Below are 10759 nucleotides of genomic sequence, written 5' to 3'. Positions count from 1 at the left end.
ATTCGGATACGCCCACGCATGATTGGCATGATTCTCGTCACCCACGGCAATTTGGCCGAGCACTTCATCGACGCGATGGAGCATGTGGTGGGCAAGCAGGAGGGTGTGGCGACCATCTGCATCGGTCCCAATGACGATATGGAGCGTCGCCGCCAGGACATCGCCGATGCCATCGCTAAGGTGGACACGGGCGACGGAGCGATCATCCTCACCGACCTGTTCGGCGGTACGCCCTCCAACCTCGCGATCTCCCTGCTCGACACGGGCCGGATCGAGGTGATCGCGGGCATCAACCTGCCGATGCTCATCCGCCTTGCCGGAGCGCGCAAGAGCATGGGCGTGGTCGATGCGGTGCACGCGGCGCAGACTGCGGGCCGCAACTACATCACGGTGGCCAGCGAGTTCCTCGGCCAGGATATCGACAGCGCGAAGGCTGCCACCTCTTGAGCGAGCTGCGCCGCACCCTCACGGTCGTCAACCAGCGCGGATTGCATGCGCGGGCCAGCGCCAAGTTCGTCGGCGCAGTCGCCGAACTGCCGGAAGGTTGCCAGGTGCGTGTGGCCAAGGGCGAGAACGAGGCGGCCGGCGGCTCCATCCTCGGCCTCATGATGCTCGGTGCAGCCAAGGGCGATACGATCGAGCTGATCGTCGCCGGCGACGGCAGCGAGGAGGCGATGAGCACCCTCGCCGCGATGATCGAGGACGGTTTCGGGGAGCCGTGACCATGGCTCCCAGCGACATCCGGCCGCGCCGCCTCATCACCGGCTTTTCCAACCCCACCGTCAAGGCGCTGCGTGCGCTGCGCGAGAAGAAGCACCGCAAGGCCGCGGGCAAGTTCCTCGCCGAAGGTCTGCGACTGCTGACCGACGCGCGCGAGTGTGGGCATTTGCCCGAGGTGCTGGTACTCGCTACGGGCCGCGATCCGCATCCGCTGTTGGCAGAGCTGGAAGCGGCGGTCGCGGCGGCGGGCGGCGAAGTGATCGAGACCTCGCCCGACATCCTCTCCAAGATCACCGGCAAGGACAATCCGCAGGCGGTCGCGGGCGTGTTCGCCGAATTCAACACCTCGCTGGCGAGCCTCGACCGCAGCCGCGCCGACATCTGGCTGGTCGCCCAGGCGCTGCGCGATCCGGGCAATCTCGGCACCATGCTGCGGACCGGCGACGCGATCGGCGCGGGCGGGCTGATCCTGATCGACGATTGCGCCGATCCCTTCAGCGTCGAGGCCGTGCGCGCCAGCATGGGCGCGGTGTTCACGCAAAGCATCGCGCGTGCCGAGTGGAGCGAGTTCGAGGGCTGGCTGCGCGGCGGTGCAGGCCAGCTCGTCGCCGCGAGCCTGCGCGAGGCCCAGCCCTATCGCGTCGCGCCCTATGCCGCACCATGTTTCGTCATGGTCGGCAACGAGAGTCGCGGGCTGCCGGAGGCGTACGAGATGGCCTGCGACCTGCGCGTGACCATGCCGATGAAAGGTCGCGCCGACAGCCTCAACGCGGCTGTCGCGGCGGCAGTTCTGGGGTACGAGGTGCTGGCGGGGCTGGAACAGCGGGACTGATCCGGACCCGCCCGCCTGGATCAAATGGCCAAATAGTCTTCCGCCGCGACCCGTTCGATCCGGTCGACGGTCAGCTTCCCGGCGGGCGCCTCCACCTGCCAGTTCAGGCCATCGGCTTCGAAGTTCAGCGCAACTTCAGCAGCAAGGACTTGTTCGACATTCCGCACGATCAACAGCGAGCCGAATCCCGTGCGTGAGGGCTCGGGGACTAGAGGGCCACCAATCTCGTTCCAGCGCATCCGAAAAACTGGCTCTTCCGCAGCTTCACCGGCAACCTCCCATTCGATGTCGACCCGGCCGCGATCATTGCTGAGTGCACCATATTTTTCGGCGTTCGTGGCGAGTTCATGGATAGCCAGTCCTATCGCTTCGGCAGCCTCCGTTCTGACGATCACCGGACTGGGCTTTGTGATATGTATTCGTCGCCGCATATCTTCGCCGAGATGGCGAAGTTGCGCCTCGACGATATCGGCCACGCGTGCTCCCGACCAATCGCCGCCGTCGAGAATTTCCTGATTGGACGCCAGCGCATTGATGCGGCGGTCGAGGGACCGGACGAGTTCGTCCTTCGGCAAGCCGGAGGACCGCCGCAGGATCGCTCTGATCGTAGCGAGCATATTCCGAGAGCGGTGGTTCACCTCCCGCATCAGCAGCTTGATGTGGTTCTGCGCTTCCAGCTGGTCGGTGATGTCGGTGTTCGTGCCGCACCAGAGAACGACGTTCCCTTCGTCATCCCTTAACGGGTTCGCACGACTGAGGAACCACCGGAACTCGCCGTCTGCTCTCCGCAACGGAAAAGTGTCGTCCCAGGGCTCTCCGCTATCCCACGCTTCCTGAATGCGGTTGGTGACACGCTCGACATGATCCGGATGATGGACTTTCTGCCACCCCCAACCCTGCATTTCCTCCAGATCGGTGCCGGTGAATTCGTACCACCGCTGGTTGAACCAGTAGATCCAGCCATCCTTGTCGGCGAGCCACGCCAGTTGCGGAATGTTGTTGGCGAGCGCGGTAAATTGGTCGGTCTTCTCGCGCAGACCGGACTGCAGTTCGATCTGCTCGCGCAAGTCGTTCGCGATCTTCGACGCACCGACGATCTGTCCGGATGCATCGCGCACCGGCGAGACTGTCACCGCGATTGGCACGGTTTCGCCGCTCTTCGTGAGACGCTTAGTAGTAAACCTGGGAACGACATGTCCCGCACGAATTCTTGCGAGGATCCGATCCTCTTCCTCGGCGCGATCTTCGGGCACGATCCGGCGGATCGACTGCCCAACCATTTCCGCGGCCGACCAGCCGAAAAGCGCCTCTGCCGCGGGGTTCCATGTCTGTACGGTGCCGTCGAGCGACTTCGAGATTATCGCGTCCGTAGAGCTTGCTATAATGGCAGCGAAACGGGCTGCGTCTATGTCGGGATCCGGTTCGTTTTCGGCCATGCGATGCGTTTGCTTAAACCAAATTCGTTCAGCGAGCCCGCAGTCATCTAACCGCTTCGCGGGTCTGCGACAACTGCGGCCTCACTCCGCCGCTTCGCGCCCCTCGCCCGTTTGATCCTCGATCTGCGCGGCGTCTTCCGCATTGTAGCGCGGGGTTGCCTCCACCTTCGGCACTTCCTCGATCTCGCGCTTGCCGATTTCGATGCCGCGTTCGGCTAGGCGCCTGCCCGACGTCAGCACGTTACGTTCGAAGCTGCCAACGAACTTGTTGTAATTGTTGACCGCCGTCTCCAGCCCGCCGCCGACGCGCTTCATGTGTTCGGCGGCGACGGCGAGGCGGTCGTAGAGCTCCGCCCCGGCCCTGCCGATCTCCACCGCTTCCTGCGCGATCGTGTCCTGCCGCCAGACCTGCGCCACGGTACGCGCGATGGCGACGAGGTTGGTCGGGGTCGCCAGCAGCACCTTGTTGCGGAAGGCGAAGTCCCACAGCTCCGGATCGTGCTCCAGCGCGGCGGCGACGAAATGCTCGCCCGGCACGAACATCACGACATAGTCGGGCGTGTCGTCGAACTGGCTCTGGTAGCTCTTGCTGCCGAGCGTCTGGACGTGGTTGCGCATGGATTTCGCATGCAGGTCGAGATGCCGCCCGCGCTCGTCGTCGTCATCCGCCTCAAAGGCGGCCTGGTAGGCGTTGAGCGAGACTTTGGCGTCGATCACCAGTTTCTTCTGCCCCGGCACATGCACCACCGCATCGGGGCGAAGCCGGCCATCCTCGGTCTCGATCGAATGTTCGAGGTTGAAATCGGTATGCTCCGACAGCCCGCATTGTTCGAGCACGTTCTGCAGCGCCCGCTCACCCCAGCGGCCGCGCGCCTTGGGGGCGTTGGTCAGGCTGTTGCCGAGCCGCTGTGCCTCGCGCCGGACCTCTTCCTGCCCGCGCTGCATCTCGGTGATCTGCTGGTAGAGCCGTCCGAAGGCATCGGTGCGCTTTTCCTCCAGCGCGGCGACCTGCTTCTCGTAAGCCTCCAGCCGCTTGCCCACCGGATCGAGCAGCGCGCGCAGCTTTTCCTCGCTGGTCTTTTCGGAATGCCCGAACCTCTCGTTCGCGCGCTTGAGGAAATCCTCCTGCGCCTTGGACAGTACGGCGGTGCCGGTGTTCTGGAATTCCTTGAGCAATTCCTCGCGCGCCTCGACCAGCAAGCGCTTCTGCTCGTCGAAATTAGCGGTCTTTTCCTTGAGCGTCGCCAGCTCGGACCCGAGCGCAGCATTGTCGCGCCGCAAGATTTCGAGAGCCGTTTCATGCGCGGCGCGGGTCTCGCGCAATTCGCCGTCGAGCGCATCTGCGCGGTCAGCCCGCACGGTCGCATTCTCCAGTTCTACGATGGCGCGGCGGAACTTCTCGTCCAGCTCCCGCGCCTCTGCATCGCGCTCGCCATGGCGCGCTTTCCAGTCGGCTGCCGGGCGCGATCCGGCGAACCAGCCGAGCGCCACCCCAATCAGGAGAGCGGCGACGGCGACGATGAGAACGGTCATATCCATGCGCCGGAACATAGCTGGAACGGGCGGCGCGGGAAAGGCCCACCCGGAACTATCCCCACAGCCGCGCGCTCCTCATGCAAAGAGGAGATATTCTATGTCGATCAAGGAAATGATCCAGGACCACCCCGCCGTGGGGGCCGACTATACCGAGGAACTGGGCGAAGCGGTCAAGCACGCGATGTATTGCGCGGCGATCGCCAGTAGCTGCGTCGATGCATGCAATGCGGAAGAGGGCGACATGTCCGAATGCATCCGCAAGTGTTCGGACGCGTCGGACATCTGCCAAGCCGTCAGCACGGTCGCGGGGCGTCGCACGCACGGCAATACGGCGGTGATCAAATCGCTGCTCGAAGCCTGCATCCTCGCCTGCAAGGTCTGCGCCGAGGAATGCGACAAGCACGAAAACCCGCACTGCCAGCGCTGCGCGCGGATGTGCCACGAAGTGGTCGAGGACTGTGTGAAAGCGCGCGATGCGATGCTGGACGCGGCGTAATTTGTTTAGCCTCAGGCGCCGGCGGCCGCGTCCGCGGCGTTAGGCTATCCTCGCTGCGCTCGGTTCTCTGGGAGGCGCAACCGCTCGTCAATCAGTGACCTCTCCCCTCCTAGAGCACCGGGCCGACGGAGGCCCGGCAAGGGCGACCGCCCGCCCGCAGCGGGTGCAGCTTGCTGCACATCTAGCGAGGACGACCCCGCGGATGCGGGTTCGCAAACAAAAATGCTAAGCCGCTTCGCGCAACTTTTTCAGCTTCTTGAGCGCCATGTTGCGCTTGAGGCGGCTGAGGTGGTCGATGAACAGAATTCCTTCGAGGTGGTCCATCTCGTGCTGGATGCACGTCGCCATCAGCCCGTCGAGGTCTTCCTCGTGGGTCTCGCCCTCCAAGTCCTGGTAGCGCACGCGGCAGGTGGACGGGCGATCGACGTCGGCGAAGATGTCGGGGACCGAAAGGCAGCCTTCCTGATAGGTCGCCAGCTCGTCTGCCGGGTCGAGGATTTCCGGGTTGATGAAGACGCGCGGCTCCTTCTTCACCGGATAGTGCACGTGTTCGTGCCCGCCATGATTGCAGACCTCGCCCTCGGCCTCGGTGTCTTCGGGCTGCAGGTCGATCACCAGCACGCGCTTGGGCACGCCGACCTGGATCGCCGCAAGCCCGATGCCGGGCGCATCATACATGGTTTCGAACATGTCGGAGACGAGCGTCTTCAACTCGTCGTCGAACTCGGTGACGGGTTCGGACACGACCTTGAGCCGGGGATCCGGCACTTCGAGAATTTCACGGATAGCCATGTGGGGTGAGATAGTCTGGCGGAGGGAAATGTTCAATATTGTGGAAGAGGAAAGCGCATCCGCGCTTTCCTTCGCTGTTCCATCCCACGCCCCCTCCCGGCCACCCATGGCATTATACTGATTGGGTGGTCGGGAGGGGGCGTGGGACGGAACAGCGAGGGCTGGACGGATGTCTAGCCCGCACGCAGACAAAATCAAACCGGTCGCCGTGCCCTCAGCGCCTGCGCCAAGGTGCCCTCGTCGAGGTAATCCAGTTCCCCGCCGACCGGCAGGCCATGCGCCAGTTGCGTGATCCGCAGGGGATACGCTTCCAGCCGCTCGGCGAGATAGTGCGCGGTCGTCTGACCCTCCAGCGTGGCGTTCATGGCGAGGACGATTTCGTCCACTCCACCCTCTTCCACCCGCGCCATCAGGCTGGCGATGTTGAGATCCTCGGGCCGAACGCCGTCCAGCGCCGACAGTTTGCCGCCGAGCACGTGATAGCGGCCGGTAAACAGCTTCGCGCGGTCGAGCGCCCACAGGTCGGACACGTCCTCCACCACGCACAGGCTCTTCATATCGCGGCGCGAGTCGGCGCAGATGGCGCAGGGGTTGCGCGTATCGACATTGCCGCAGGTTTCGCACTCGACCAGCGCCTCGCCGACCGTCGCCAGCGCGTCGAGCAGGGCCGGCAGCGCCGTCTCGCGCCGCTTGACCAGCCACAGCACTGCACGCCGCGCGCTGCGCGGGCCGAGGCCGGGTAGGCGGGCCAGCGCCGATGCGAGGGTTTCGATCTCTTGCGATGCCATCGCGCCACAGATAGGGGCGCGGGCGAGACAGAGAAAGGCCGCAATGCGCATTATCTTCATGGGTAGCCCGGATTTCGCCGTGCCGACGCTGCAGGCGCTGGTCGATGCGGCGCATGAGGTGGTGTGCGTCTACACCCAGCCGCCGCGGCCCGGCGGGCGGCGCGGCAAGGAGCTGACGCGCACGCCGGTTCATCGGCGGGCCGACGATCTCGGGATCGAAGTGCGGCATCCCAAGTCGTTGAAGTCAGCCGAAGAGCAGGAAGCTTTTGCTGCGCTGGAATCCGATATGGCCGTGGTTGCCGCCTACGGACTGATCCTGCCGCAAGCCATTCTCGACGCGCCGAAGCATGGTTGCCTCAACGTCCACGCCTCCATTTTGCCGCGCTGGCGCGGGGCCGCGCCGATCCACCGTGCGGTGATGGCGGGCGATCCGGTGACAGGCGTCACGATCATGCAGATGGAAGCAGGGCTCGACACCGGCCCAATGCTGACGATGGCGCGCACCCCGATCGAGGACAAGACGACCGGCGAATTGACCGAAGAACTGGCCGAGATCGGCGCCCAGCTGATGGTCGGCACGCTGATCGATATCGAGATGCTGCATCCCCTGGAGCAGGACGACGCCGAAGCGACCTATGCCGCCAAGATCGACAAGGCGGAGGCGCGGATCGACTGGGCGCGGCCTGCCGAGGATGTGGTCCGGCACGTGCATGGTCTCTCGCCCTTCCCCGGTGCGTGGTTCGAACTCGATGGCCAGCGGGTCAAGCTGCTGCGAGCGGAGATCGCCGAAGGTGAAGGCGCACCCGGCGAAGTGATCGACGACCGGCTCGCCATTGCCTGCGGCGAAGGCGCGATCCGCCCGGTCGAATTGCAGCGTGCCGGCAAGCCGAAAATGGACCTCGATACCTTCCTGCGCGGCAATGCGGTGTCCAAAGGCAGCGTGCTGGGCTGATGTCGGCGCGTGTGCCTCGACAGGCTCAGCATGAGCGGGTCTTGTGCCTAGTTCCACGTCCGCTCAGCCTGAGCCTGTCGAAGGCCATGCGCTTACCGATGCGCCGATGACCCGCTTCGCCCTCACCCTCGAATTCGACGGCACGCCGTTCTTCGGCCTCCAGCGCCAGAAAGATGGCCCGAGCGTGCAACAATCGGTGGAGGAAGCCGCGTTCCGCATTCTGGGAGAGGACGTGCGCCTGCATAGCGCAGGCCGAACCGACACCGGCGTCCATGCGCTCGCTATGCGCAGCCATATGGATATCGCCAAGGACATCGCGCCCTTCCGCCTGATGGAAGCCCTCAACGCGCATCTGCGGCCCGATCCGATTGCCGTGACCCATTGCGAGATCGTGCCCGAGGACTGGCATGCCCGCTTTGCCTGCACCGGTCGCAGCTATGTCTACCGCATCGCCAATCGCCGCGCGCCGCTGACGCTGGAGAAGGACCGGCTGTGGCAGGTCGGCACGCCGCTCGACCACGAGGCGATGCACCGCGCGGCGCAGGCGCTGGTGGGCCTGCACGATTTCACCACCTTCCGCTCGGTCCATTGCCAGTCGGACAGCCCCGTCAAGACGCTCGACCGGCTGGATGTGGAGCGAGAGGGAGAGGAAGTCCGTATCCACGCCGCCGCGCGCAGCTTCCTTCACCACCAGGTGCGCAGCATGGTCGGCTGTCTCGCGCTGGTCGGCATGGGCCGGTGGCGCGAGGAGCAGGTGGCAGAGGCTCTGGAAGCGAAGGATCGGCAGGCGCTCGGCCTCAACGCCCCGCCGCACGGGCTCTACTTCGTCGAGGCGACCTATCCCGACGATGCTTGACGTTGCGGCACCCTAGCCAAGCCGGATTGGTAAGCGTAGCGAGTCGGAGATACGTTTCACGATGCAACGAAAGGGACAAGGATGGCCTACACTGGCAAACAGCTTTTCACTACGCTGACGAGCGACGGCACCCTCACACTCGAGCTGGAGGACACAACCTTCCCCGATCCGACGGGCAACCAGGTCCTCGTCAAGATGGAGGCCGCGCCGATCAACCCGTCGGATCTGGCGATCCTGACCGGTGCCGCCGATTTCGAGAATGCCGACTATTCGCCGGGCAAGGTCGTCGCCACAATGCCGGAGCCGTTCAACAGCGGTCAGAAGGCGCGCCACGGCCAACGTCTGCCGGCAGGCAACGAGGGCGCAGGCACGGTCGTCGCCACGGGCGATAGCGACACGGCGAAAGCTCTGATGGGCCAGCGCGTCGCCTGCGTTCCCGGCAGCGCCTACTCCGAATACGCCATCGCCGATGCCGCAATGTGCCTGCCGCTGGGCGACCACAGCGCAGAGGACGGCGCGTCGAGCTTCGTCAATCCGATGACCGCGCTTGGCTTTGCCGAGAATGCCAAAATGGACGGTGCAAAATCGATCCTCCACACGGTCGGCGCGTCGAACCTCGGCCAGATGCTGGTGAAGATCTGCCAGGAAGACGGCCTTGGCCTCGTCAACATCGTGCGCAAACACGATCAAGTCGAGCTGCTGAAAGGTCTCGGCGCAAGCCATGTGGTCAATTCGTCGGACGACGATTTCATGGATCAGCTCAAATCCGCGATCGACGAGACCGACGCCTTCTACGGCTTCGATCCGATTGGCGGCGGCAAGATGGTCGATCATTGCTTCAAGGCGATGGAGCAGGTCGCGGTCGGCAAAATGACCGAATATTCGCGCTATGGCTCCAACCAGCAGAAGCGCATGTTCATCTATGGCCGCCTCGACTTCGGACCGACCACGCTGACGCCGAGCTACGGTTTCGGCTGGACGCTGTCGGGCTGGCTGCTGACGCCGTTCCTGCAGACTGCGGGGATGGAAACCGTCGGGCGTATGCGCAAGCGCGTGCTCGACAACCTCACGACCACCTTCGCCAGCAGCTACAAGACCAGGGTCGACCTCGAAGGCATGCTGACCAAGGACGCGATCCTCGACTATCGCCAGATGAAGACCGGTGAGAAGTATCTGGTGACGCCGAACGGTTGACGCTTAGCGCCCGTCGAAGGCGCGCTGGAGGGCGGCGGGATCGGTCTCGCCGCTCGCCAGCAGCAGTTGCAGGAGGATCCGTGCCTTCTGCGGATTGAGCGCGCGGGCCGCGACGAAGCCGTTGGAATCGTCCTCCGGCTCGCGATCCACCAGTCCCTCGTCGGCCCGGCTGGCGCGGACCACGGCGATGCCTGACGCTGCGACGTCTACCAGCGCCTGACGCACGGCTTCGGGCATATTGCCCTCGCCCACGCCCGCGACGACGACGCCGCGTGTGCTTCTGCCCAGCTGTCGCTCCACTGAGTCGGCATCCTGCCCGGCGTGGACATAGACGATCGCCACCTCCGGCAAATCGTCGCACCATGCAAAGCGCGCTTCGTCGCGGTCGCCCCAGGGCGCACCGAACCATTCGAGCGTGCCGGGTGTGACCAGCGCAATCGATTCGCGCGGGAAACCACGAAACGCTTCGGAGCCGCGCGTGCGAACCTTGCGCACGTCGCGCGCGGCGAACACGCGGTCTCCCATGACGACCAGCGTGCCGCGGCCTGCTGCATTCGCGTCGCAGGCCACGCGGACGGCATTGGCGAAATTCCGAAGCCCGTCATAGCCGACCGCGTCTGCAGGCCGCATCGCGCCTACCACCACCACCGGCTTGGTGGAGGGCAACGTCAGGTCGAGCAGGAACGCCGTTTCCTCCAGCGTATCGGTGCCATGCGTGACGATCACGCCCGAACAATCCGGATCGTCCAACGCCTCTACGATCGCGCGGTGAAGCGGGTTCCACACCTGCGGGCCGATATCCGCCGAATCGATATTGGCGATCTGATGGCCCGAAAGCTCCGCCTCCAGCCCCAGTCCGCCCACGCGTTCGAGATAGTCCTCGATCCCGATCTCGCCCGCGCGATAATCCTGCGCGATCGCATTGCCCGCGATCCCGGCAATGGTGCCGCCGGTGGCGAGAACGGTGAGCCTGGTCGTCATTCGCGCCGCCTAGCTGCCGATTGGCGATCTCGGCAATTGATTTTAAGATTTGCGGCGCTATGTGCAGCGGACCGCCACATCGGCGGCACCCGTGGTTGGGGCGATTAGCTCAGTTGGTAGAGCATCTCGTTTACACCGAGAGGGTCGGCAGTTCGAGCCTGTCATCGCCCACCACC

12 protein-coding genes and 1 tRNA gene are annotated in these 10759 nt (G+C 64.7%); 8 read left to right on the top strand and 5 right to left on the bottom strand.

What is annotated here, in order from left to right; translation table 11 throughout:
• Positions 1-18 precede the first annotated feature (18 nt).
• From Q9K02_RS05690 to Q9K02_RS05680, 3 genes are read left to right on the top strand one after another with little or no spacing between them, the layout of a single operon-like run.
• Complete coding sequence (locus Q9K02_RS05690) at positions 19-447, top strand: PTS sugar transporter subunit IIA (RefSeq protein ID WP_305932014.1); 429 nt, start codon at positions 19-21, stop codon at positions 445-447.
• A complete protein-coding gene (locus Q9K02_RS05685) occupies positions 444-722 on the top strand; it encodes an HPr family phosphocarrier protein (protein ID WP_305932013.1) in 279 nt (92 codons plus the stop codon). Before Q9K02_RS05690 ends, Q9K02_RS05685 begins: the two co-directional genes overlap by 4 nt.
• A gap of 2 nt (positions 723-724) precedes the next feature.
• Positions 725-1552: a TrmH family RNA methyltransferase gene (locus Q9K02_RS05680; RefSeq protein ID WP_305932012.1), complete on the top strand. Its 828-nt coding sequence runs from the start codon at positions 725-727 to the stop codon at positions 1550-1552.
• 20 nt (positions 1553-1572) lie between these two features.
• On the opposite strand, the gene Q9K02_RS05675 is transcribed toward Q9K02_RS05680, so the two are convergent.
• Positions 1573-2988 carry a PAS domain S-box protein gene (locus Q9K02_RS05675; RefSeq protein WP_305932011.1) on the bottom strand — a complete coding sequence of 472 codons (1416 nt, stop codon included), beginning with the start codon at positions 2986-2988 and terminating at the stop codon, positions 1573-1575.
• Positions 2989-3069: 81 nt separating this feature from the next.
• Positions 3070-4521, bottom strand: coding sequence for a DNA recombination protein RmuC (locus tag Q9K02_RS05670; RefSeq protein WP_305933461.1), 1452 nt, complete (start codon positions 4519-4521; stop codon positions 3070-3072).
• A 100-nt stretch (positions 4522-4621) separates the two neighbouring features.
• On the opposite strand from Q9K02_RS05670, the gene Q9K02_RS05665 reads away from it, so the two are divergent.
• On the top strand, positions 4622-5020 hold the full coding sequence (locus Q9K02_RS05665; RefSeq protein WP_305932010.1) for a four-helix bundle copper-binding protein: 399 nt from the start codon (positions 4622-4624) through the stop codon (positions 5018-5020).
• Between the two features lie 225 nt (positions 5021-5245).
• On the opposite strand, the gene Q9K02_RS05660 is transcribed toward Q9K02_RS05665, so the two are convergent.
• Positions 5246-5812 carry a peptide deformylase gene (locus tag Q9K02_RS05660; RefSeq protein WP_305932009.1) on the bottom strand — a complete coding sequence of 189 codons (567 nt, stop codon included), beginning with the start codon at positions 5810-5812 and terminating at the stop codon, positions 5246-5248.
• Between the two features lie 194 nt (positions 5813-6006).
• Entirely contained in the window at positions 6007-6600 is a 594-nt protein-coding gene (gene recR / locus Q9K02_RS05655; RefSeq protein ID WP_305932008.1) for a recombination mediator RecR, read from the bottom strand.
• 43 nt (positions 6601-6643) lie between these two features.
• On the opposite strand from recR, the gene fmt reads away from it, so the two are divergent.
• From fmt to Q9K02_RS05640, 3 genes are all read left to right on the top strand, one after another.
• Positions 6644-7552 (top strand): methionyl-tRNA formyltransferase, encoded by a 909-nt coding sequence (gene fmt, locus Q9K02_RS05650; RefSeq protein WP_305932007.1) that lies wholly within the window; start codon positions 6644-6646, stop codon positions 7550-7552.
• A 106-nt stretch (positions 7553-7658) separates the two neighbouring features.
• Positions 7659-8408: a tRNA pseudouridine(38-40) synthase TruA gene (gene truA, locus Q9K02_RS05645; RefSeq protein ID WP_305933460.1), complete on the top strand. Its 750-nt coding sequence runs from the start codon at positions 7659-7661 to the stop codon at positions 8406-8408.
• A gap of 81 nt (positions 8409-8489) precedes the next feature.
• Positions 8490-9602 (top strand): zinc-binding dehydrogenase, encoded by a 1113-nt coding sequence (locus Q9K02_RS05640; protein WP_305932006.1) that lies wholly within the window; start codon positions 8490-8492, stop codon positions 9600-9602.
• 3 nt (positions 9603-9605) lie between these two features.
• Here the strand turns inward: Q9K02_RS05640 and Q9K02_RS05635 are convergent, their stop codons facing one another.
• The gene (locus Q9K02_RS05635) at positions 9606-10583 is read right to left on the bottom strand and encodes an asparaginase (RefSeq protein WP_305932005.1); all 978 of its coding nucleotides are present in this window, start codon (positions 10581-10583) and stop codon (positions 9606-9608) included.
• A gap of 98 nt (positions 10584-10681) precedes the next feature.
• Here Q9K02_RS05635 and Q9K02_RS05630 point away from each other — a divergent pair.
• Positions 10682-10757: transfer RNA gene (locus tag Q9K02_RS05630), tRNA-Val, on the top strand.
• Positions 10758-10759 lie beyond the last annotated feature (2 nt).

Origin of the sequence: Qipengyuania profundimaris (assembly GCF_030717945.1) — a bacterium.
Lineage (GTDB): Bacteria > Pseudomonadota > Alphaproteobacteria > Sphingomonadales > Sphingomonadaceae > Qipengyuania > Qipengyuania profundimaris.
Note: the sequence above shows the minus strand (reverse complement) of the source record. Positions and strands in the feature narration are given on the sequence as shown.